This is a genomic window from Promicromonospora umidemergens (assembly GCF_024171995.1).
Classification (GTDB): Bacteria; Actinomycetota; Actinomycetes; order Actinomycetales; family Cellulomonadaceae; genus Promicromonospora; species Promicromonospora umidemergens.
Window position 1 is genome coordinate 441,892 of the sequence record NZ_JAMTCT010000003.1, and the last position, 21,810, is coordinate 463,701.

Consider the following 21,810-nt stretch of genomic DNA (forward strand, 5'->3'; position numbering starts at 1 on the left):
ACATACAGGACACTCGCGAGGGGACGACGTCGTCTCGCGTGCGCGGTGCCGCACCACCCCGAGGTGCGGCCGAGGAGGAGTCACGATGCGGGCAATACACGGCAGGTCGGCCCATCGTCCGGGCAAGGTCGTCGGCAAGCGGATCGTCGGGACGCTGGGCGCGGTCGCGCTGACGGCGAGCCTGCTGTCCGCCTGCGGCGGCGAACAGGAGCCCCAGGGAAGTGCGGCGACCACCAGCTCGCCCGCTCCCGAGGAGAGCCCCGCCGGCCCGACGCCGAGCACCGAGGAGCCGGCGTCCGAGGAGCCGGGGGCGAACGAGCCGTCGGCCGAGGGCAGCGCCGACGCCGGTGCGGAGGACAACGCCGACGACAGCACGCCGGCACCCGACGAGGACGACGAAGAGACCGGCGACGACGGCAAGAAGAACGACGGCAAGAAGAACGACGACGAGCAGGCCGACGGGAACCCGGAGGGCAAGGACGGCGGCAAGGACACGAAGGCCGGCGAGGAGCCGGAGGAGCCGGACCACATCGAGTACGGCGAGGTCAGCGACCGTGTGGGCGACCTGCAGCAGCGGCTGAAGGACCTCGGTTACTTCGTCACGTCGGTCGACGACGCCTACGGCGGCGAGACGCAGCAGGCGGTCTTCGCGCTGCAGAAGGCCGGCGGGCTGTCCCGCGACGGCGTGGTGGGCGACGCGACGCAGCAGGCGGCGGACGACGGTCTGGTACCGCAGGCGCAGACGTCGTCGGGCAAGGTGCTCGAGATCGACATCGACCGGCAGCTCGTGCTGGCGGTCGAGAACGGCTCTGTCGTGAAGGTCATCAACGCGTCGTCCGGCAACGGGGAGACGTACGACGCGAAGGGCGCCACGTACACGGCGTACACGCCGCGCGGGTCGTTCGCGATGTACCGGGAGGTGAACGGGATGCACTCGTCGTCGCTCGAGCTGGGCGACATGTGGCGGCCCAAGTTCTTCACGGGCGGCATCGCGGTGCACGGCTCCGCGTCGGTCCCCGCGTTCCCGGCGTCGCACGGGTGCGTGCGCGTGTCGAACAGCGCGATGGACTGGATCTGGGACACCTGGGGCGCGCCGTCGGGCACTCCGGTCGTCGTCTACTAGCTCGTCTGCCCGGTCGCCTGCCAGGTCGTCTGCTAGAGGGAGACGCCCACCAGGACGGTCTCCGGGACCAGGGTCACGCCGAACCGGTCACGGACGCCGTCGCGCACTGCCCGGGCCAGGGCGATCACGTCTTCGGCCCGGGCACCTCCGCGGTTGGTCATCGCGAGCGTGTGCTTGGTCGACAGGCGCGCCGGGCTGCGCTCCCCCGCGAGTCCGAAGCCTTTGGCGAAGCCCGCGTGCTCGATGAGCCATGCGGCGCTCGTCTTGACGAGCGTCGGGTCGATGGCGCCGAGGCTCGGACCGGTGGTCGTCTGCGGGGTCGAGGAGCGGACCGGGTATCGGGGAGCGTCCTCCGGCAGGTGCGCCAGGTGCTCGACGGGGATCACGGGGTTGGTGAAGAAGGACCCCGAGTTCCAGCGGTCGTGGTCCGGCTCGGCGCCGAAGGGCGGACGGTCGAGCAGCATGCCTTTGCCACCGCGCAGCCCCAGCACGGTCTCGCGGACGTCCTTCATCGGGGCACGCTGACCCACCTCGACGCCCAGGCGCCGCGCCAGCTCTCCGTACCCGATGGGCGCCGACAGGGTGCCGAGCCGGAACTGGAACTGCACGTTCAGCACCACGTAGCGCGGCGACGGGTACCACGGGGCCAGCGGGTCACCCTCGCGGCCCTCGCTGTGCATCGAACGCTTGAGCAGCGACGTGCGGTACCCGAAGTCCAGCTGACCGACGGAGAAGGTGCGCACCCGCCGCTCCGCCCGGTCCCACGTGCGGACGAGCGAGACCACGCCGGAGAGCTCCTGGCCGTAGGCACCGATGTTCTGCACCGGGGCGGCGCCAACGGTGCCAGGGATGCCGGACAGCGACTCGACCCCGACCCAGCCGTCGGAGACCGCGCGCTCCACGAGCTCGTCCCAGCCCTGTCCGGCCGGGGCGCTCACCACGGCGCCGCCGCAGGAGTCGTCCGACTCGACGGTGATCCCGTTACGGTTGTCACGCACGACGACACCGTCGAAACCCTTGTCAGCCACCAGCAGGTTCGAGCCGCCACCCACGACCAGCAGGGGCACGCCGTCGTCGTCGGCGGTGCTCACCGCCTCGATCAGTGCAGCCTCTTCCTCGGCCTCGACGAACGAGGCTGCCGGGCCACCCACGCGGAGTGTGGTGAGGTCGGCGAGGCTGGGGGCCACCGCTTGCGCCTTGACGGTGTCTGCCGGGTATGGGCTCACCGTGCAAGCCTATCTACCCGTCGCGTTGGTTTTGTGCACATCTTCGACATGCCGTGGGTGAGGTCTGCCAATTCTGGAACCTTTTGTCGCCCACGAACGTGTGCACTGCTCGGCGTCGCAGCCCGGTCGCTAGGGCCCGCGCTCTTCGCCGCCCTGCACTACCTCTTCACACCGGCGGCGGTCGGGAGCGGTCGGACGGAGCGAGCCACGAGCAGTCCCAGAACCATCGGCACCAGCAGCACCAGCACCGCCAGGCGGTAGCCCGTCGCGTGGGCGACGAACCCGATCAGCGGCGGGCCCACGAAGAACGCCGTGTACGCGATGGTCGACACCGCGGCGACCCGCATCGCGGCCCGCCGGGGCTCGTCCGACGCCGCGCTCATCCCCATCGGGAAGCCCATCGCCGCGCCCAGGCCCCACAGGCCGACCCCGACCAGGGCCACCCACAGGACCGGGACCAGCGAGAACGTCAGCACCCCGACGAAGGCCAGCAGAGCGGACAGGACGAGCACCGGAACCCGCCCGAAGCGGTCGATGGCTCGCGTCCCGGCGAGCCGGGCCGTCGTCATGGCGGTGAGGAAGATGGCCAGACCCACGGCACCCATCCCGTCGGACGTGCCGAACCCGTCCACGACGGCAAGGCTGACCCAGTCGTTGGCCACGCCCTCCGTGAGAGCCGCGGCGAGCACGACCAGCCCGATCGCGAGCGTGCGCGGCTCGCGCCAGGCGGCGACCAGCCCCGCGACGCCCGACGTCGGCGGCGTCACCGCTCCCGGATCGGCGCCTTCCGCACTGCCCGCCTCGCCGACGGGCACACCGTGGGGCACGGCAGCGACGTCGACGCTCGGCGAGAAGTAGCGGACGGCGATCAGCACCGACAGGAGGGCCACCACCCCGGCCGCCACGATGTGCCAGACGACCGGCACACCCACGGTGGCCACCAGAGCCCCGATGCCCGCGCCGATCACCGTGCCGAACGAGAACCCCGCGTGGAACACCGGCATGACCGCGCGGCCGAGCCGCTGCTCGACGGCGGCGCCCTCGAGGTTCATCGCGGCATCCCAGACACCGGCTCCCACGCCGAACAGGATCAGGCCGAGCCGCACCGCGAGGTGCTCGTCCGTCACGACGCCGTACCCGGCCACGGCAAGTCCCGCCACCAGGACGCTCGCGAAGGTGACTACCGTGCGAGCGGTACCGAACCGCTCGGCGACCAGGCCGGAGAGCGGGATCGCGGCGACCGAGCCGATAGACCCGGTGAGCAGCAGCAGACCCATCGCCTGCTCGGAGAAGGAAAGGCCGTCACGGACCGCCGGGAGACGCGACGCCCAGCTCGCGAAAGCGAACCCACTGGCAGCAAAGACGACGAAGACCGCGCGGGCGGCGGCGTGTGCAGTAGGCACGGAACTCCTTGGTGCGATTGAATCTCCCGACCGTAACAGCGTGCCTGTGAACGGTGGTGTTCACGGGCACCGCCCTTCTCGGGCGTCCTCCAGTCAGGCCGCGGGTGCGGTCTGAGTGGGGGTTCCTGCGTCGTCCGGGCTGGTTTCACCCACACGGGTGTGTGGGCCAGTGCCGTCCCGTCGGCAAGCCTTGATGTCGGGGCCGGCTGCTTGACGGTCCCCGTCCTGAGCTTCTTCACCACGAATGTGGTCCTCGGCCCAGGCGGCGAGGTTAGCGGCGGCGTTCAGGTCCCGATCCAGGACCAGCCCACACGAACCGCACTCGAACGTGCGCTCTTTCAGCGTCAAGCCCTTGCGCAGCGTGCCGCAGTCGGAGCACGTCTTGGAAGACGCGAACCACCGGTCCGCGACCACGACCTGCCCGCCGTGCCAGTGTTGTTTGTAGGTGATCTGGCGGGCCAGCTCACCCCACGCAGCATCCGCGACGGCGCGAGCGAGCCGCCGGTTGGACATGATGCCGGTGATGTTCAGGTCTTCCAGGACCAGCCTGTCGTGTGTCTTGACCAGCTGGTTGGAAACCTGATGCAGGAAATGCTGCCGGGCATCCCGCACCCGGGAGTGATGCATTGCCAGACGCGCGGCGGCTTTGCGCCGGTTCGCCGAACCGCGCTTCGTGCGCGCGACCGCACGGGCCAGACGACGCTGTTGACGCAGTCCCGTGGCCAGTGTCTTGGGTGCCTGGACACGGTGGGTTTCGGTCCCGTCCCGGGTTCCGGCGACGACCAGGGCGTGCAGCCCACGGTCCACGCCTACCCACCCGGTCGCGTCGTCGGTTGGGCGGGGCCGGTGCTGGGCCGAGGGATGCAGGTCGGCGGCCTCTACGGTTACGGAGATCCACCATCGGCGGGTGCCGCGTGTGATGGTGGCCTGCAGGATCCGGGCACGACCGTTCGCGATCATCCGGCGCAAGCGGCGGGTGTTCTCCCGGACGCGGATGCTGCCGATCCTGGGGAGGATCACGGACCGCGGACGATCCAGCCCGACCCGGATCGAGGCGCGTCCTGCGGTGGTCTTGTTCCGCATCCGGAACGACCCGCCCGTCTGGGCCTTCTTCTTGAACCTCGGGTGCCTGATCGGGCGGCCGTTGCGCTTCCCGGATCGGGAGGCGATCCACGCAGCAAGGCCGCGACTGAGGTCGACGGCTGCCTCCTCTGAGACCTGCGCCGAGACCTCACTGCGCCAGGCCAGGCCGGTCACCTCCACCTCGGCGACACCCGCGCACGAGACCAGGAACCGTCGCCCGGCAGCTTCGGACCTCTTCCACGAGTTGAAGGCGTTGATCAGGCTGAACCCAGACCACGGCACCGCCAGCACGGCCGTCTCGTCAGTAGCAGAAACGCTAGATGCGTCACGATCGGCTTTGCCATCACCGTCGGCATCCTTATCCGGGCGACCACCTGCTGCGCGGGCGTCCAGGTGCAGTCGCAGGCACTGGTTGTACGCAAACCGGGCCGCACCCACATGGCGCGCGAGCGCCACCGTCTGCTCGACCGTGGGGTCGAGGCAGAACCGGAAGGTGGTGTGCCGAGCCATACCCGAACGTTAGACCGAGACACCGACACCGACCCGCGACCGAAGCTCAAAGGAACGCTCCATGAGACCCACGAAGCCACGACTCGGCCGCTGTCACCTGACAACTCGGCACCCGCCTGGCACGCTTACACAATTCACCGATGCCCTCTGAGATCAGCCCGCCAAATTCCCGGGGATCCCGCGCCCCGGCGCACTGTGCCCGACGCCGGATGAAAGAGAGAAGGAATCCGATGACCCGCCAGACCCTACGACCGACCCTCGCGAAGGTCGCCGAGCTGGCCGGTGTCTCCGTCTCCACCGCGTCGCTCGCGTTCTCCGGCGCGGGGCCCATCACGCCGGAGACCCGGGAGAAGGTGCTGGCCGCCGCTCGTGAGCTCGCGTACTCCGGCCCGAACCCCCTGGGCAGGCAGCTCCGGTCGGGGCGCTCCGGGATCGTGGGCGTCGTGATCGGCGACCAGCTGGGCCGGTCGTTCCGGGACCCTGTCTCCACCCAGGTGCTGCACGGCCTGGTCTCCGCGATCGGCGAGCAGGGGCTGGGCGTGCTGCTCGTCCCCGGGATGCCGCAGGGCGCCACCGCGCAGTCCGTCGGTCTCGCCGCCGAGGCCGGGCTGCCCCCCGCCGTCGACCCGCTGGTCGAGGCCGCCGCCATGGACGTGGCCGTGCTGGTGTGGGGAACCCTCGAGGACGACCCGAACCTCGCCGCCCTGCAGCGCCGGGGCGTCCCGGTGGTGATCGGCGAGGGCCAGCACGTGCCCGGCGTACCCGTGGTCAGCGTCGACGACCGCCGGGGCGCCGCGGAGGCGGTGCGGCACCTGGTCGAGCTCGGGCACACGCGGATCGCGGAGATCGCGCTGCCGTTCGGCCGGGACGAGCGCTCGGGGATCGTCGACGCCGACCGGCTCGCCACCGCTGAGCGCACGCCCACCCGGAACCGGCTGGCCGGTGTGCGGGACGTCATCGAGCCGGTCATCTCGTGGGAGACGCCCGCCTCGCTCGTGGAGCACGGGCGCGACGCCGCCACCGAGATCCTGTCCGAGTGGGCTCCCGCCCGGGACCGTCCGACGGCGATCATCGCCCACTCCGACCTGCTCGCCGCCGGCGCGGTGATCGCCGCCCGCGAGCTCGGCCTGCGCGTGCCCGACGACGTGTCCGTGGCCGGGTTCGACGGGCTCGACCTGCCGTGGCTCTCCCCCGACCTCCTGACCAGCGTGCACCAGCCCCTCGTCGAGAAGGGCCGCGCGCTCGGTCTGGCCGTCATCGCGCTCCTCGCCGGCGAGGATCCGGAGTCGGTCGTGCTCCCGGTCAGCCTGGTGGAAGGCACGACAACAGGCCCGGTCCCGGACCTTCCCTGACCCACCGGGCTCCCGCGGTAGCCGGGGCCACAGTGGTCGGTAGAAGGTCAGGTATTCGGCAGCTCGAGGTGCCGACTACCTGACCTTCTACCGACCACGGACGCGCTGGGGTTAAGCGCGCAACTGGGGGTGCGGGAGGTAGATCTCGGCGCCCGACGCGCGGAACTCGGCCGACTTCTCGGCCATGCCCTCCGCCTGAGCTGCCGCAGCGCCCGCGAGCGCCGCCTGGGCCTGCACGCCGCCGAACTCGTCGCGGATGTCCTGAGAGATCCGCATCGAGCAGAACTTGGGCCCGCACATCGAGCAGAAGTGTGCGGTCTTGGCGGCCTCGGCCGGGAGGGTCTCGTCGTGGTACGCCTCGGCGAGCTCCGGGTCGAGCGAGAGGTTGAACTGGTCCCGCCAGCGGAACTCGAAGCGGGCCTTGGACAGGGCGTCGTCCCGGTCGCGGGCCCCGGTGTGCCCCTTGGCGACGTCGGCCGCGTGTGCGGCGATCTTGTAGGTCACCACACCGGTGCGCACGTCGTCGCGGTCCGGCAGGCCGAGGTGCTCCTTCGGCGTGACGTAGCAGAGCATCGCGGTGCCGTACCGGGCGATCTCGGTGGCGCCGATCGCGGAGGTGATGTGGTCGTAGCCGGGTGCGATGTCGGTCACCAGCGGGCCGAGCGTGTAGAACGGGGCGCCGTCGCAGAGCTCCTGCTGCCGCTCCACGTTCTCCCGCACCAGGTGGAACGGGACGTGCCCCGGTCCCTCGACCATCACCTGGACGTCGTGGGCCCAGGCCCGCTTCGTGAGCTCTGCGAGCGTGTCGAGCTCGGCGAACTGGGCGGCGTCGTTCGCGTCGGCGAGCGATCCCGGGCGCAGGCCGTCGCCGAGGGAGAACGCGACGTCGTAGGCCGCGAAGATCTCGCAGAGCTCGTCGAAGTGGGTGTAGAGGAAGTTCTCCTGGTGGTGCGCGAGGCACCAGCCCGCGAGAATCGACCCGCCGCGGCTCACGATCCCCGTCACGCGGTCGGCGGTGAGCGGCACGTACCGCAGCAGGACGCCCGCGTGCACGGTCATGTAGTCGACGCCCTGCTCGCACTGCTCGATCACGGTGTCGCGGTAGACCTCCCAGGTCAGCGCGCTCGCGTCCCCGTTCACCTTCTCCAGGGCCTGGTAGATCGGCACCGTGCCGATAGGTACCGGCGAGTTCCGCAGGAGCCACTCGCGGGTGGTGTGGATGTCGTCGCCCGTGGACAGGTCCATGACGGTATCGGCGCCCCACTTGGTGGCCCACTCGAGCTTTTCCACCTCCTGCGCGATAGAGCTGTGGACGGCCGAGTTGCCGATGTTCGCGTTGACCTTCACCAGGAACGCCCTGCCGATGATCATCGGCTCCGACTCCGGGTGGTTCACGTTGTTCGGGATGATCGCCCGGCCGGCGGCTACCTCGCTGCGCACCAGCTCGACGTCGCAGCCCTCACGTACCGCGACGAACCGCATCTCCGGCGTGATCACGCCCTGGCGCGCGTAGTGCATCTGGGTGACGGTCCGGCCGGGGTGGGCCCGGCGCGGCCGACGTCGTTCGCCCTGCCACTCCTGGGAGGCGGCGCCGCGGCGCAGCGCGCCACGCCCGTCGTCGGCCAGGGCCCGACGGCGGCCGTCGTACTCCTGCGTGTCTCCCCGCGCCACGACCCAGGGTTCGCGGGCCGGGGCGAGCCCGCGGACCGGGTCCGAACCGGGCCCCTGCGTGCGGTAGACCCGCACCGGCTCGTTCGGGGTGCCGTCGGGCGACGGCGCCAGCGCGATCTCGGTGACCGGCACCCGCAGGCCGGCGTCATCGTGCGGTGTGCTCTCCCCGCCGTCGTGCTCGTGGTCGCGTTCGTACTGGTACGCGAGCGTGCGGGACTGGGTGTTCTCCATCATCAGACTCCTGCTTCCTACGCCGGTGTTAACCGGACAGGTTCAACGGTCCCGGGCCGTCCAGCCCGATCTCAGCCCCTGCGCGAGGCACCCGTGGGATCGCGCACGACGTTAGCACCGGGACGCCGTATCGGTCGCCTGGTCTCTCTTTCGAGGTCAAAGTTTCTTCGCTCTCAGGCGCCGCAGAGCGAAGAAACTTCGACTTCGAAAGCGCCGCTCGGTGCAGGTCCTTCTGTCTCGCGCTGTGCTCTGATAGAGAAGGCACCAGGGCTCGCTCCACACCAGGAGCGGGCACAGGACATGGAGGCAGGCATGTCGATTCGAGGAAAGCTGCGGACAAGGGCGTTCGCGCTGGCGGCGATGGGAGCGCTCGTGGTGCAAGCAGGGATCGTGGCGAGTGCGGTACCCGCGGCAGGTGAGCCCGATCCGGGCACTGCGGCGTCGGACAACCAGATCACGCTGACCGCATGGGACGGGCACCGCGAGCTCCGGGCGGGCAAGATGTCGAACCTGCGGCCGGGCGCCAAGGGCGGGCTCGTGCTGCGCGGGGCGGGCGAGACCGTCGAGTACACCGACCCGTTCGGTGACGGCACACCGGTCACCTACGAGACGGGCCGGTGGACGTCGCCGGTCGTCGAGACCGGATACCTGGTCGACGAGTCCGTGAGCTCGTGGAACGCCGTCACCCCCACTGGCACCTGGGTGGAGGTCGAGTTCCGCGGCCGCAAGGCCGACGGGACCTGGACCAAGTGGTTCGTGATGAGCCGCTGGGCGTCGGGGGCCGAGTTCGCGCCGGCCGACGGCAGCGTCGGCGACATCCACCGCACGTCCGTGGACGGCCAGACCGACGCGGACGCGTACCTGTTCACGGACACCTACGTCGCGAAGTCGGGCCACGAGCCGGACGCGTTCCAGACCCGGGCAACGCTGTACCGGCCGGAGGGCACCCGGGTCTCGCCACGGCTCGACTCGGTGAGCACCATGACGAACGAGTACCTGCCCGACTCGCACTACACGGGCACCACCGACTTCACGCTCGGGCGCGAGGTCGAGCTCGACGTGCCGGGGTTCAGCCAGAACATCCACCGCGGCGAGTACCCCGAGTTCGGGGGCGGCGGTCAGGTGTGGTGCTCGCCGACGTCGTCCACGATGGTGATCTACTCCTACGGGCTGGAGGTGCCCGCCGAGGAGCTGGAGGGCATCGAGGCGCCGAACGGCGACCCGCAGGTCGACTACGCCGCCATGCGCACCTGGGACTACGCGTACGAGGGCGCGGGCAACTGGCCGTTCAACGCCGCCTACGCGAGCACGTTCGGCCTGGAGTCCTTCGTGACCCGGCTGCGCTCCCTCGCGGAGGCCGAGCGGTTCATCGCGGCAGGGATCCCGCTCATCCTCTCGATCAACTTCGAGGAGGAGGAGATGCCGGAGGCCGGTTACGGCACCAACGGGCACATCGTCACGCTCGTCGGGTTCACGGCCGACGGCGACCCGATCATCAACGACCCGAACAAGGCCAGCAACGAGGCGGTGCGCTCCGTCTACACGCGGGAGAACTTCGAGCGCGTGTGGCAGACGTCGACCGACGGCATCACGTACGTCTACCACCCGAAGGACGTGCGGCTGCCGCGCACCCTGCCGGGGGTCACGCCGAACTGGTGAGGGCCCGGGTGGTGGTCGGTAGATAGTCAGGTGATCGGCAGTCCGAGCTGCCGATCACCTGACCTTTTGCCGACCGCTCTGGTCCTACCTCGCCGTGACCTGCTTCGGGGGTGAGGTGTACGTCGCCGGTGTGTGGCCCGGGGCCGAGACCGTCACCTCGAGCGTGAGCTCGGCGCCCCGGTCGCGGCCGGTCACCAGGTACCGGCTGCCGGTCGCCCAGCGCACCGGTTCACCGTCACGCATCCACTGGTAGGCCACGTCCACGTCGTCCGGCAGGTACGTACCGGCCTCCGCGCGCAAGAGGCGGCCCGGCTTGGCCCGGCCCTCGATGGTCGGACCGGACACGTCCGCCACCACCGGGTCGTGCAGCTCCACGTCGTCGGCGTTGACGAACACGTGGCGGTGCGCCAGCCAGAGCTGGTAGTACACGTCGTCGCCGCGCACCACCGTGCGGTCGCCCGGCCCGGAGCCGTCGAACGTGGCGGCCCGGTAGTAGTCGGAGGCCACGTGGTCGTCGGCCACCGCGTACGTCTGCTCCGCGCCGACCTGGTACTCGATCGGCGTGACAGCCTGCACCGGGACGCCCGGGTGCTCCTCGTAGGCAGCCGCCTCCGGGTAGGCCCGGCCGAAGACGGGCGCCGGGACGTCTCCCGCGACGGTGACCGTCTTCGCCGTGGCAGGCACCACCACCGGCCGGTCAGCCGGGTTGTGCAGCCATGCCAGCGAGCCGGCCCACCACACGCCGAGCCAGTCACCCTCGACCCGGTCGACGACCAGCTTGTGGCCGGACTGCACGCGCGCGCTCACGTCGCTCGCGTACGTGGTCCCGTTCGACCCGTCCGGCTTCCAGCCCGGGTCCTTCGCCAGCGGCGCGTCGTCGGACGGCGACTGGTGCAGGTACCGGAAGTTGGTGCCGGCCCCCTCAACGCAGGCGCCCGAACCCGGGGACGCCGCCTCGCAGCCCGTCACGGTGTTCGGGTTGTCGGCGTACCCGGTGCGCACCTCGACGACGTCGCCCGGCCGGACGTCGGTCGTCGCCTCCAGGTCACCGCCGATGGGGGCACCGAGCAGCTCGAAGTAGTGGTCCCAGTCCCAGTACGGGCCCGGGTCCCAGTGCACGTTCTTGGTGTACCCGGGCAGGATGCCCGGCACCTGGTCGTGGCCGATGACGTGCGCCCGGTCGAGCGGGATGCCGTGCTCCGCAGCGAGGTGGCGCACCAGCGCCGCCGACGACTGGTACATCGCCTCCGTGTACCAGTCCCCCGTGCCGGCCCAGCCCTCGTGCTCCAGGCCGATCGAGTGCATGTTCAGGAACCAGTTGCCCGCGTGCCAGCCGACGTCGGCCGGGTCGAGGTGGTTCGCCACGTGCCCGTCCGAGGACCGCAGCGTGTAGTTCCACGCCAGGTAGGTCGGGTCCTGCACCAGGTTGACCGTTGGCTGGTAGGCCGTCTCGGTGTCGTGGATCAGGATGTAGTCGAGCGAGGGTCCGCCCGCGCCGGTGCGGTCGGCCTGGTCGTGGTTGCCGTAGTCCCCGGTGCCGCCCGGGAGGTCCGGCGAGGCCTTCTCGTACGGGGCGGGCAGCCACTCGCAGCCCAGGTCCTCGGGGCAGTCCGCCTCCGGGTCGCTCGTGCTCGCGGTCCGCGGCACGACGACGTCCTGGTTGCCGGTGAGGACGACCGCACCGTCCGCGGGAGTGGTGGTGCCGGCACCCTGTCGGAGGGTCTCGTACACCTGTGCAGCGAAGCTCTGGACGTCGCTCATGCGGGCCACTGCGCCCTCCCACGCGGCCAAGGCGTCCGACGTCGTAGCGGCAGGCTCGGCGTCGACCGCGCCGTCGCGCACTGCCTGGGCCTGGTAGGACGCGAGCAGGGCTGCGCCACCGCACACGTTGGCCTGAGCGTCGGACTTCAGGGTGGCCTCGTCGAGACCCGTGAGCGCCGCCGCGCGGGCGAGCTCCGGGGTCCCCTCGCGCGCCGGGCCCTCCTTGTCGTTGACGGCCGACAGGGGAAGCCCGTCGCCGTGCGCGTGGCCGAGCCCGCCACCGCCGTCGAGGTTGAACACCCCGTAGCCGCCGTCGGCGCTGACCTGGCCGGCATGCTGGTCCCAGCGCGACTCCATGTACGACACCCCCTTGAGCAGGTCCGCAGGCACCCCGGTGGCCTCGGCGGCCGCCGAGAACGCCTCGTCGAGCGAGCCGGCGGCGCGGACAGCTGCGCAGACGACGACGCCGTCGTCGGTCGCCGCTGTCGGGGCCGCATCGGCCGCCGAGAGGGGAATGAGTGGAAGGAGCAGCCCGGCCGCTGTGGCCAAGGCTGTAGTGCGCCGTCGTGACGTCACGCGGAGATCCTCTCGTCGACTCCGTACATACGTGGACGAGAGAATCACACCCGATCCGGGCGCGCATGAGAAGGGTTCCGGGTCAAGAACCCGAAACGGGTGCGTCAGACGCGGACGAGCACCTGGGTACGGCCCAGCACCTTGGCTCCGTCGACCGTGACGGCGAGGTCCACGCGAACGGTGCCGGCATCGGCGTCGATCACGCCGACCGTGCCGGTGACCTCGATCTGCGCTGTGCCAGGGTTGGGCACCTCGACGGGCTTGGTGAACCGCGACTGATAGTCGACGACGGCGCCCGGGTCGCCCGCCCACTCCGAGACCAGGCCGACGACGGTGCCCATGGTGAGCATGCCGTGCGCGATGACGCCGGGCAGGCCCGCACCCTCTGCGACCTTGTCGTTCCAGTGGATCGGGTTGAAGTCACCGCTCGCGCCCGCGTAGCGGACGAGCGCCGCACGGTCGAACGTGACGGTGCGCGTGCCGATCACGTCGCCGACGGCGAGGTTGGCGATATCGGGGCGGCTCATGCGTCCTCACCTCGGATCGCGAGCGTGGACGTCACGGTGGCGACGTGCTCGCCCGGTGTGTCCGCCTCGGGGGACGGGACCTCGACGCTCTCCGGCATCGCGTAGATCTCGCAGCGCGTGGTCACCATGCTGATGGCCCCGCGGGAGATGATCCGGTCCACGTACAGCACCGTCGTCAGCTCGTCGCCGGCGACGACGGGGCGGTGGTGCACGAAGCGCTCGTCCGCGTGGACCACGCGCGAGAAGTCGATGTCGGCCACCGGGTCGCTGATGTACTGCGACTCGGCGCGCTGCGCCACGACCACGGCGAACGTGGGCGGAGCGACCAGGTCCGGATAGCCCAGACCCCGCGCTGCCACGAGATCGTGGTGCGCGGGGTGGGTGGCACCGACGGCGCTGGCGAACTCGCGGATCTTCTCGCGGCCTACGGAGTAGGGAGCGTCGGCCGGGTAGACCCGGCCCTCGAAGTCAGCGTTCGCCACGTCGGTGTGAACTTGCTACCGAGACTCAGCGAGTCTCGCGGTGCGACGTGTGCTTGCCACAGCGCGGGCAGAACTTCGCCAGCTCCAGGCGGTCAGGGTCGTTACGACGGTTCTTCTTGGTGATGTAGTTCCGCTCCTTGCAGTCCACGCATGCGAGCGTGATCTTCGGGCGGACATCCGCACTCTTGCTAGCCATGGCTCTCACCTCCGCGCCTCGATGGGAGAGGCGCCATGTGTCTTCTCGTCGTCCGGCAGTAACGTCGGACGGATGTACTTGCTTTGGTAGCGAGGGCGGGGCTCGAACCCGCGACCTCACGATTATGAGTCGTGCGCTCTGACCAGCTGAGCTACCCCGCCGCGCGTGACTGAACGCGAGACCGTCCGCCGCAATTATCTCACCAGCGAACCGATGAGAAGGACGGACGACCCCGCGCCGATCACAGAGCCCCGAAAGGGAATCGAACCCTTGACCTTCTCCTTACCATGGAGACGCTCTGCCGACTGAGCTATCGGGGCGGCGAGGAAGACTCTACATGCCCTCCGGCCTGGCGTGAAATCGAATCGGGTGTGAGGTGCGCCGCGTCGCTCAGGAGCACCCGGACGGGCGCCCACAGCTCCCCCGAGGGAAACAAGAACGGGGCGCCATCCGCTTGGATGACACCCCGTCCGTCACGTGGCTGGTGAGGGATTCGAACCCACGTAGGCTGAGCCGTCTGATTTACAGTCAGATCCCTTTGGCCGCTCGGGCAACCAGCCGTGAACGTGCCCAACCATAGCGCCCTCCGGGCCCTCGCGAGAAATCGAAATGACGGCCCCGCCTGGTGACGCGTCCCACAGGCTCTGCCGGGGCTGGCGCGACCCCGTGCGACCTATCGTGACGCCGTGACACAACACCACGACCGCTGGGGCCTGCCCCTCGGGATCAGCGCCTTCCTGCTCTGGGGCGCGATGCCTCTGTTCTTCCCCCTGCTCGAGCCGGCGGGCGCCATCGAGATCGTCGCCCACCGGGTGGTGTGGAGCCTCGCGTTCTGCCTGATCGCCCTCACCGTCATGCGGCAGCTCGGCGCCTTTCGCGATGCCCTGCGCTCGCCGCGCATCCTGGGCACGCTCGCCACGGCGGCGGTCCTGATCGTCGTCAACTGGGTGGTGTACGTGTACGCCGTCCTCACCGACCGGGTGCTCGACGCCGCCCTCGGCTACTTCATCAACCCCGTCATCACGGTGCTGCTCGGCGTGCTGATCCTGCGTGAACGGCTGCGGCCCGTGCAGTGGCTGGCGGTGGCCTTCGGCGTCGCGTCGGTGGTCGTGCTGTCCACCGGGCTCGGCGGGCTGCCCTGGATCTCGCTGTGCCTCGCGCTCTCCTTCGGCATGTACGGGCTCGTGAAGAACCGGGTGGGCCGCACCGTCCAGGCACTGCCCGGCCTGGCGGTCGAGACGGTGGTCGCCACCCCGTTCGCCATCGCCTATCTCGTCTGGCTCGGGAGCTCGGGCACGTTCACCGGGAACGGCGCGGGCCACTCGCTCCTGCTGATGTCGGCGGGGGTGGTGACCGCCCTGCCGCTGCTGCTGTTCGGTGCCGCCGCGCGGCGTCTGCCCCTCTCCGTGGTCGGCATGCTGCAGTACCTCACCCCCGCTCTGCAGTTCCTGGTCGGGCTGCTCGTCTTCGGGGAGCACATGCCGGCCGCGCGCTGGGTGGGGTTCATCCTGATCTGGGTGGCGCTCGTGCTGCTCACCACCGACGGCATCCACCAGTCCAGGAAGGCTCCACGGGTACGGAGGGAGCGCCCCTAGCAGCCCTTGAACCGGGCGTCGGCCGCCCAGCCGTCGTCCAGCCACTCCTGCGGGTCCGCTGGGACGAAGCCGGAGTATCGCGTCGCCAGCTCCCCCAGGAGCCAGCCGGCGAACCGGGCGGCGCCCTGCTGACAGGTGTGGATGCCGTCGGTGCTCCGGTCCGGCTCGCCGTCGCGCTCCCGCTGGTAGGTGTCGCCCCACACCGCCGAGCTGTCGAGGACCACGGCACGCCCGCCCGAGCCGGCCGCGACCTCCCGCGCGACGTCGGCCGTCCGGTCGAGCTCGTCCATGTGCGGTGCGTAGAAGTCGTCCGGCCGGATCGGCGGGAAGGGGACGAACACGAGCTCGGCTCCGGCGTCCGTGGCGGTGCGCACCAGCCGCTCGTAGCCGTCGTGCTGCTGCTGCTCGGTGCCCCAGTCGTAGGTCGTGAGCTGGTAGACGATCACGTCCGGCTCTGCGGAGGCGATGGCGCCGGGGAGGTCGGCCCAGGTCGACTCGGCCAGCGGTCCGACCACCCCGCCCCCGCCGTCGGCCGCGATGGACTCGAGGGCGAGGCCGCTGGCCGTCATGGCAGCTTCCAGCGGCAGGGCCTCCCCCGCGGCGATGGAGTCCCCCATGAACAGGACCGTGGACAGCTCAGCGCCGGAGCTGGCGCCGGACTCGGAGACCGACCCCACGGCGTCGGCGTCTATCTCGGGCCCGGCCGGCCGGGGCACGACCACCCAGAACAGAGCCAGCGCCACCATGGCCGCGACGAAGGCCACCAGGCCCGATCGTCCCTTGGCCCACCGGGCACGGAACCGGACGGGGTTCTCGACGAGCACCGTGGACAGGGTCGCCAGCAGGATGGAGACGGCGCACACGACCAGGGTGTGGGCCCACCCGGTCAGCCCGAGCCGCTGCTCGGGCAGCAGGAGGAAGACCGGCCAGTGCCACAGGTACAGGCTGTAGGAGACGAGGCCCAGCGCACGGAGCGGACGCCAGCCGAACGCTCGCGCCGGCAGGCTGCCCGGCGCACGGACGCAGAGCACGACCACCAGGGCGGCGAGCAGCGAGTGCGCGAACAGCCCGCCCTGGAACAGCCACGGCGACGCCTCGCCGTCGGCCACCCACCAGAGCAGCGCCAGGACCGCGACCAGGAGGGCCAGGACCACGCCGGCCCGCCTGCCGACCAGCCGCTCCAGCGCGCGCCGCGCCGGTTCGGTCGCCACGAGGGCGCCCAGCATCAGCGAGAAGGCCCGGGTGTCCGTGCCGGTGTAGACGCGGGTCGTGTCGGCCGGGTCGAACAGCGCCAGCATGAGTACCAGCGAGGCCACCGACACGACGACCGCCGTCCAGGCCACCCAGGTCTCCACCCGCCGCGACCGACGGGCGACGAGCAGGAGGACCACCGGCCAGACCAGGTAGAACTGCTCCTCGACGGCGATGCTCCACAGGTGCCCGAAGACCCTGCTCGCGCCGAGTCCCTCCCAGTAGCCGGCCGACTCCCCGAGCAGGTGCCAGTTGACCAGGTTCGCCTGCACCCACGGGCCGTCCGACAGCGCGGACCGCCGGAGATCGGTGTCGCCGAGCGCCCAGGTGAGCACGGTGACGCCGACCAGCAACGTCACCAGCGCAGGCAGCAGACGGCGGACCCGCCGCCCCCAGAAGGCAGACAGCGACACCGTGCCGCTGACCCGGATCTCCCGGAGCAGGAGGTCCGTGATCAGGTAGCCGGACAGGGCGAAGAACAGGTCGACGCCGAGAAACCCGCCACCGAGGTGACCCGCGTGGAACAGCAGGACCCCGAGGATCGCCACCCCGCGCAGCCCGTCCAGCGCCGGCAGGTGTCCCCCGCGCCCGCCGGGACGCCCCACGTCCCGCCCGGTCCCGTGCCCCGCTTCTCGCCCTGCCTCGCGTTCCGTGCCGGACGGCGCAGCGGGCGCCCCCGCCTCGTTGGCCGGCGCCGGTGCGGCGCCGTCGGTCAGGAGTTGTCGTGTTCGGTCCATGCGTCCGACGTTCCCGGTGTGGTGTCGCAACCCGGTCGCCGGGATGTCGCAACCGTGTCGCAGACCTGCCGTGGGCGTGGCTGGGCGACAGGCCCTCCTCGATACTTGGGCCATGTCCCGCATCCTGTTGATCGAGGACGATCACTCCGTCCGTGTCAGCCTCGCCAAGGCGCTCGGCAGGTACGGGCACGACGTCGCGGCCGCGCCGACCGGCGAGGAGGGTCTCCGGTTGTTCGTGGAGCACTCCGCCGAGCTCGTCGTGCTCGACCTGATGCTGCCGACGATGGACGGCTTCGAGGTGTGCCGCCGGATCCGCGCGGCCGGGATTGTCCCGATAGTGATGCTCACGGCCCGTGGCGACGACATCGACGTGGTCAGCGGCCTCGAGTCCGGTGCCGACGACTACGTGGTCAAGCCCGTCGAGCCGCGGGTCATCGACGCCCGGATCCGCGCGGTGCTCCGTCGCGGGGCTCCGGACCGCTCCGGCCGGTCGACGGCGGCCTACGGCGACCTGGTCGTCGACCGGGCCTCGATGACCGTGACCCGGGCCGGGCACGACGTCGCGATGACGCCGACGGAGCTGCGGCTGCTGCTGGAGCTCTCCGCCTCCCCCGGCCAGGTGCTGAGCCGGCAGCAGCTCCTGGAGTCCGTATGGGAGCACAGCTACCTCGGCGACTCACGGCTGGTGGACAACGGGGTGCAGCGCCTGCGCGCCAAGATCGAGGCCGACCCAGCGGCTCCCGTGTTCATCCAGACCGTCCGGGGTTTCGGCTACCGGTTCGGCCCGGTGTAGGTGGCGGGCCATGCGGAGCGGAGATCTCCCGTCGCGGCGCCGGCGCCCGCCCTGGCGCCCGCCCCGGAGCTGGTGGCCGCGGAACCTGCGTGCGCGGGTCATCCTGGCGTTCGTGGTGGTGGCGATGGTGGCGGCTACCGCGGCGTCCGCCGCCGGGTACGTCGCCGCCAGGGCCTCGCTCGTCGACGAGACGCAGCGGCGTGCCGCCGACTCCGTCCGCGGCCAGATCAGCCGGCTGGCCCCTGAGGTGGAGTACCCGCCCGACCAGGAAGCCCTCGACCGGCTGCGCACCTCGCTCGGCGAGAACTCGTTGGTCACCTTCGAGGGCCTGACGGCGGCGTCGGGCTGCGCACTGAACCTGATCAGCGACGAGACGCGGGCCGCCGTCGCGGAGGGCGACCGATTCACCGTGCAACGGGTGGTCGACGCATCCGGCCCCAAGCTGGTGCTCGCCACGCCGATCCTGCTCACGGACGTCGACGGCAGGCAGCGTGACTCCGGCGTCGAGGTCTACGTGGTGCAGGACCTGGCCCCCACGCAGGCCCAGCTCGACCGGTGGACCCGCATCGTCGTCCTGACGATCGCCGGCGCGCTGCCGCTCGCCGTCGTGCTCGCCCTCCTGGTCTCCCGCAGCGTGCTGCGCCCGATCCAGCGGCTCGGGCACAGCGCGAACCAGCTGGCGGCGGGGAACCTCAGCATCCGGCTCACACCGTCCGGGCGGGACGAGCTGGCCGACCTGGCGACCACGTTCAACCGGACGGCGGCCGCGCTGGAACGCTCCGTCGGCGAGCTGCGCCACCGGGAGGCCGAGGCCCGGCGTTTCGTCGCCGACGTCTCCCACGAGCTGCGGACCCCGATCATGGCGCTGACCTCCATCATGGAGATGGTCGAGGCCGACGCGCGGGACCGGTCGCCGGACGACCGGGAGCTGGCGACGATGGCGGTCGACCGGACCCGGAAGCTGGCCCGGCTCGCCGAAGACCTGCTGGAGCTCTCCCGCCTCGACGCCGGTGCCGTAGCGCTCCGCCGGGAGCTGGTCGACGTCGCCCACGTCGTCGCCGACACCGTCCGCACCCGGGGGTGGGACGACGACGTCGACCTCGTGCCGACGGAGCCGGTGCTCGCTCAGGTCGACGTACGCCGGCTGGACATCTCGGTCGCCAACCTCGTGGGCAACGCGCTACGGCACGGCCGCCCTCCGGTGGTGGTCGAGGTGCGGACCGAGGCGGACGACGTTCTCGTGGTCGTGACCGATCACGGCCCAGGGCTGCCCGACGACGTCGACGCCGATCAGCTCTTCGCGCGCTTCTTCAAGGCGGACTCGGCCCGGGCGGCGTCGGACGGCAGCGGGCTCGGCCTGTCGATCACGCTGGTCAACGCCCAGCTGCACGGCGGCACCGTTTCCGCCCGCACCAGCGAGGAAGCCGGAGCCCAGTTCGTCCTCAGGCTGCCACGGCACCTCGAGACGGAACCAGGACCGGACGACGGGCGGCGCGGACGCCAGGACGGGGAGACCGATGAGCAGGCGTAGGGCAGTCCGTGGCGTCGTAGCGGCCGTCGTCCTGGCCGCCGCGCTGCTGACCAGTGGCTGCGGCGTGGGACCGAGCGGCGTCGAGGACGGTGGCGAGGCACCCACCGGTCTGGCGGAGGGCCCGACGCTCTACTTCGTCGACGCCGACGGCGGGCTCCAGCCCGATGTGCGAGGCACCGGCCGCCTGGGCACCGTGCACGGGGCCGTCCAGCTGCTGATGGCCGACGCGCACCCCACGACGGACGGCCTGCACAGCGAGATCCCGCCGACCGGCACCCGGACGATCGTCGAGGATGCCTGGGACTACGTGACGATCTACCTGCCGCTGCGCGGCGCGGAGATCAGCCCCGCCGGCGTCGACCAGATCATCTGCACGGCGGCCGCCGTCGTCGCGGCCTCGGGCCGGGACGTCGCCGACGTCGCGATATCGGTCCGGCCGACCCACGGCGCCGTCGTCACGCGCCCGTGCCCGGCGCTCGGCTGAGGCCCCGGCCCCGGCCCCGGTGACGGCGGTCGGGCCGTGTGGTCAGACAGGCGCTTCCGCGAGGGCCCTGGCCAGCTCCTCGGCCACGCCGTCGGCGTCATGGTGCCCGACGACGGCGTCCGCGCAGGCCAGCACGTCACGGTGGGAGTTGGCCACGGCGATGCCCCGGCCCGCCCAGGTGAGCATGGGCAGGTCGTTGGGCATGTCGCCGAACGCCCAGACGTCGGAGGCGTCGACGCCGAGCCGCGTGCACCAGCGGGCCAGCGCGGCGGCCTTGTCGACGCCGAGCGGCATGAGCTCGGCCAGACCGATGGCGCCCGAGTACGCGAGCTGGGCATGCTGCCCGACGGCGGCGCGCACGGCGATGAAGAACTGCTCCTGCGCGAGCCGGATCTCCTCGGGCGGGTCGACGAACACCCCTGGCGGCGGGATGCGCGCCGGGTCGAGCGCGAGGATCTTCGACACCGGGCCGCGAGCGCCGGCCAGGCCGAGGGTCTCCTCGACGGGCACGGACCAGAGCCCCGGGTCCAGCGCCGGCTCCCGGTTCGGGTAGGTCGGGTCGAACACGACGCCGTCGGGCCGCTCGAAAGCGAGTGCGGCGTGCGGCAGCGCGGCGCGGATCCCGGTCACGGTGGCGCGCACGGCGGAGTCGTCGAACCCGCAGGTGTCGAGCGTCTCGCCGGTGGCCAGGTCGAGCACGCAGGCCCCGCCGATGCAGATGACGCGCCCGTGGCCGCCGACGGCGTCCGCGAGGTGGGTCAGCCAGCGCGGTGGGCGGGCGGTCACGAAGACCACCTCGACGCCCGCGGCGTCCAGGTCCGCGAGGACCTGCCGGGTGCGGTCGGAGACCTTGCCGCGGCTGTCGAGCAGCGTGCCGTCGAGGTCGGTGGCGACCACGCGCGGCAGGCCGGTCATGGCTGCGTCCAGGGGTTGATGAGGTGGACGCTCATCGGCTCGAAGTCAGCCACGTTGCGAGTCACGAGGGTCAGACCGTGCACCTTTGCGGTCGCCGCGATCAGCGCGTCGTGGGCAGGGCGCCGGTCCGGCACGTGAAGCCGCGCAGCGGCATCCGCCACGGCCTGGTCGATGTCCAGGATGCGCCCCGAGTAGCCGGGCAACACACTTTTCTCCAGCCAGACATCCAGAACCTCGGCTTGGTGCGGATCGTGCCGGCGCTTCGACTCGATACCGGACCGCAGCTCCAGCACTGTGATGACAGAGAGCGAGGTGTCCGACGGAGACAGCCGCCCAGCCCAGTCGTTGAACTGCTCTGTCCGCCGTTCGGCCGGCTTCCGGAGCTCGGACACGATGTTGGTGTCCAGGAGGAACTTCACCAGTCGATCTCCCGCGTCGAGCCCTCGGGACGCACCGGCTCCAGCTCGATCTCATCGGGTACCACGAATGCCTCCCCCAGGCTGGTGTCCGTTCCGGTGAGCCGCTCATAGTCGGCAAAGGTCAGGAGCACGTGAGACGGGCGACCGTGGTCGGTGATCACAACCGGGCCACGGGCAGCGGCCCTCTTGACCGCACTGACATCGTGATTCAACTCGCGAGACGTGACGATGCTCATCTCGACCACCTCCGGGTGTAGGTACGTACCTACACCTTACGCGGTGCCC

19 protein-coding genes, 3 tRNA genes and 1 riboswitch are annotated in these 21,810 nt (G+C 71.1%); of the genes, 7 read left to right on the forward strand and 15 right to left on the reverse strand.

Annotated elements, in window-relative coordinates:
• Positions 1-85 precede the first annotated feature (85 nt).
• Positions 86-1,123 carry a L,D-transpeptidase family protein gene (locus APR04_RS08085; RefSeq protein ID WP_253869204.1) on the forward strand — a complete coding sequence of 346 codons (1,038 nt, stop codon included), beginning with the start codon at positions 86-88 and terminating at the stop codon, positions 1,121-1,123.
• Between the two features lie 32 nt (positions 1,124-1,155).
• Here APR04_RS08085 and APR04_RS08090 read toward each other — a convergent pair whose 3' ends face one another.
• The 3 genes from APR04_RS08090 to APR04_RS08100 all read right to left on the reverse strand — a co-directional run bounded on the left by APR04_RS08090 (position 1,156) and on the right by APR04_RS08100 (position 5,345).
• Positions 1,156-2,349, reverse strand: a complete 1,194-nt coding sequence (locus APR04_RS08090; protein ID WP_253869206.1) for a UDP-N-acetylmuramate dehydrogenase — start codon at positions 2,347-2,349, stop codon at positions 1,156-1,158.
• A gap of 158 nt (positions 2,350-2,507) precedes the next feature.
• Complete coding sequence (locus APR04_RS08095) at positions 2,508-3,752, reverse strand: MFS transporter (protein ID WP_253869208.1); 1,245 nt, start codon at positions 3,750-3,752, stop codon at positions 2,508-2,510.
• A 93-nt stretch (positions 3,753-3,845) separates the two neighbouring features.
• Positions 3,846-5,345 (reverse strand): RNA-guided endonuclease TnpB family protein, encoded by a 1,500-nt coding sequence (locus APR04_RS08100; RefSeq protein WP_253869210.1) that lies wholly within the window; start codon positions 5,343-5,345, stop codon positions 3,846-3,848.
• 230 nt (positions 5,346-5,575) lie between these two features.
• On the opposite strand from APR04_RS08100, the gene APR04_RS08105 reads away from it, so the two are divergent.
• On the forward strand, positions 5,576-6,697 hold the full coding sequence (locus APR04_RS08105; RefSeq protein WP_253869211.1) for a LacI family DNA-binding transcriptional regulator: 1,122 nt from the start codon (positions 5,576-5,578) through the stop codon (positions 6,695-6,697).
• A gap of 111 nt (positions 6,698-6,808) precedes the next feature.
• Here APR04_RS08105 and thiC read toward each other — a convergent pair whose 3' ends face one another.
• On the reverse strand, positions 6,809-8,602 hold the full coding sequence (gene thiC / locus APR04_RS08110; protein WP_253869212.1) for a phosphomethylpyrimidine synthase ThiC: 1,794 nt from the start codon (positions 8,600-8,602) through the stop codon (positions 6,809-6,811).
• A riboswitch (TPP riboswitch) is annotated at positions 8,597-8,702 on the reverse strand. (Overlaps the previous gene by 6 nt.)
• A gap of 209 nt (positions 8,703-8,911) precedes the next feature.
• On the opposite strand from thiC, the gene APR04_RS08115 reads away from it, so the two are divergent.
• Positions 8,912-10,258, forward strand: a complete 1,347-nt coding sequence (locus APR04_RS08115; RefSeq protein WP_253869213.1) for a C39 family peptidase — start codon at positions 8,912-8,914, stop codon at positions 10,256-10,258.
• Between the two features lie 84 nt (positions 10,259-10,342).
• On the opposite strand, the gene APR04_RS08120 is transcribed toward APR04_RS08115, so the two are convergent.
• From APR04_RS08120 to APR04_RS08150, 7 genes are all read right to left on the reverse strand, one after another.
• Positions 10,343-12,595, reverse strand: a complete 2,253-nt coding sequence (locus tag APR04_RS08120; RefSeq protein ID WP_253869214.1) for an N-acetylmuramoyl-L-alanine amidase — start codon at positions 12,593-12,595, stop codon at positions 10,343-10,345.
• 104 nt (positions 12,596-12,699) lie between these two features.
• Positions 12,700-13,122, reverse strand: coding sequence for a MaoC/PaaZ C-terminal domain-containing protein (locus APR04_RS08125; protein ID WP_253869215.1), 423 nt, complete (start codon positions 13,120-13,122; stop codon positions 12,700-12,702).
• Positions 13,119-13,604: an FAS1-like dehydratase domain-containing protein gene (locus APR04_RS08130; RefSeq protein WP_253869216.1), complete on the reverse strand. Its 486-nt coding sequence runs from the start codon at positions 13,602-13,604 to the stop codon at positions 13,119-13,121. The genes APR04_RS08125 and APR04_RS08130 overlap by 4 nt, the downstream gene beginning before the upstream one ends.
• A gap of 25 nt (positions 13,605-13,629) precedes the next feature.
• The gene (rpmG, locus tag APR04_RS08135; RefSeq protein WP_013837798.1) at positions 13,630-13,800 is read right to left on the reverse strand and encodes a 50S ribosomal protein L33; all 171 of its coding nucleotides are present in this window, start codon (positions 13,798-13,800) and stop codon (positions 13,630-13,632) included.
• Between the two features lie 84 nt (positions 13,801-13,884).
• A tRNA-Met gene (locus APR04_RS08140) sits at positions 13,885-13,961 on the reverse strand.
• A gap of 86 nt (positions 13,962-14,047) precedes the next feature.
• Positions 14,048-14,120: transfer RNA gene (locus APR04_RS08145), tRNA-Thr, on the reverse strand.
• Positions 14,121-14,278: 158 nt separating this feature from the next.
• A tRNA-Tyr gene (locus APR04_RS08150) sits at positions 14,279-14,360 on the reverse strand.
• Between the two features lie 126 nt (positions 14,361-14,486).
• Here APR04_RS08150 and rarD point away from each other — a divergent pair.
• On the forward strand, positions 14,487-15,395 hold the full coding sequence (gene rarD / locus APR04_RS08155) for an EamA family transporter RarD (RefSeq protein WP_253869217.1): 909 nt from the start codon (positions 14,487-14,489) through the stop codon (positions 15,393-15,395).
• On the opposite strand, the gene APR04_RS08160 is transcribed toward rarD, so the two are convergent.
• On the reverse strand, positions 15,392-17,383 hold the full coding sequence (locus APR04_RS08160) for an SGNH/GDSL hydrolase family protein (protein WP_253869218.1): 1,992 nt from the start codon (positions 17,381-17,383) through the stop codon (positions 15,392-15,394). The two genes, rarD and APR04_RS08160, sit on opposite strands and share 4 nt — an antisense overlap.
• A 112-nt stretch (positions 17,384-17,495) precedes the next feature.
• Between APR04_RS08160 and APR04_RS08165 the strand changes: the two genes are divergently transcribed.
• Genes APR04_RS08165 through APR04_RS08175 form a run of 3 tightly spaced genes read left to right on the forward strand, consistent with a single transcriptional unit; the run spans position 17,496 to position 20,191 of the window.
• Positions 17,496-18,176 (forward strand): response regulator, encoded by a 681-nt coding sequence (locus tag APR04_RS08165; protein WP_253869219.1) that lies wholly within the window; start codon positions 17,496-17,498, stop codon positions 18,174-18,176.
• 10 nt (positions 18,177-18,186) lie between these two features.
• Positions 18,187-19,707 carry an ATP-binding protein gene (locus tag APR04_RS08170; RefSeq protein ID WP_253869220.1) on the forward strand — a complete coding sequence of 507 codons (1,521 nt, stop codon included), beginning with the start codon at positions 18,187-18,189 and terminating at the stop codon, positions 19,705-19,707.
• The gene (locus APR04_RS08175) at positions 19,694-20,191 is read left to right on the forward strand and encodes a GerMN domain-containing protein (RefSeq protein WP_253869221.1); all 498 of its coding nucleotides are present in this window, start codon (positions 19,694-19,696) and stop codon (positions 20,189-20,191) included. The genes APR04_RS08170 and APR04_RS08175 overlap by 14 nt, the downstream gene beginning before the upstream one ends.
• A gap of 42 nt (positions 20,192-20,233) precedes the next feature.
• Here APR04_RS08175 and APR04_RS08180 read toward each other — a convergent pair whose 3' ends face one another.
• Genes APR04_RS08180 through APR04_RS08190 form a run of 3 tightly spaced genes read right to left on the reverse strand, consistent with a single transcriptional unit; the run spans position 20,234 to position 21,761 of the window.
• Positions 20,234-21,106 carry an HAD family hydrolase gene (locus tag APR04_RS08180; protein WP_253869222.1) on the reverse strand — a complete coding sequence of 291 codons (873 nt, stop codon included), beginning with the start codon at positions 21,104-21,106 and terminating at the stop codon, positions 20,234-20,236.
• Positions 21,103-21,525, reverse strand: coding sequence for a type II toxin-antitoxin system VapC family toxin (locus APR04_RS08185; protein ID WP_253869223.1), 423 nt, complete (start codon positions 21,523-21,525; stop codon positions 21,103-21,105). The genes APR04_RS08180 and APR04_RS08185 overlap by 4 nt, the downstream gene beginning before the upstream one ends.
• Positions 21,522-21,761, reverse strand: coding sequence for a type II toxin-antitoxin system Phd/YefM family antitoxin (locus APR04_RS08190; RefSeq protein WP_253869224.1), 240 nt, complete (start codon positions 21,759-21,761; stop codon positions 21,522-21,524). The genes APR04_RS08185 and APR04_RS08190 overlap by 4 nt, the downstream gene beginning before the upstream one ends.
• Positions 21,762-21,810: the final 49 nt, after the last annotated feature.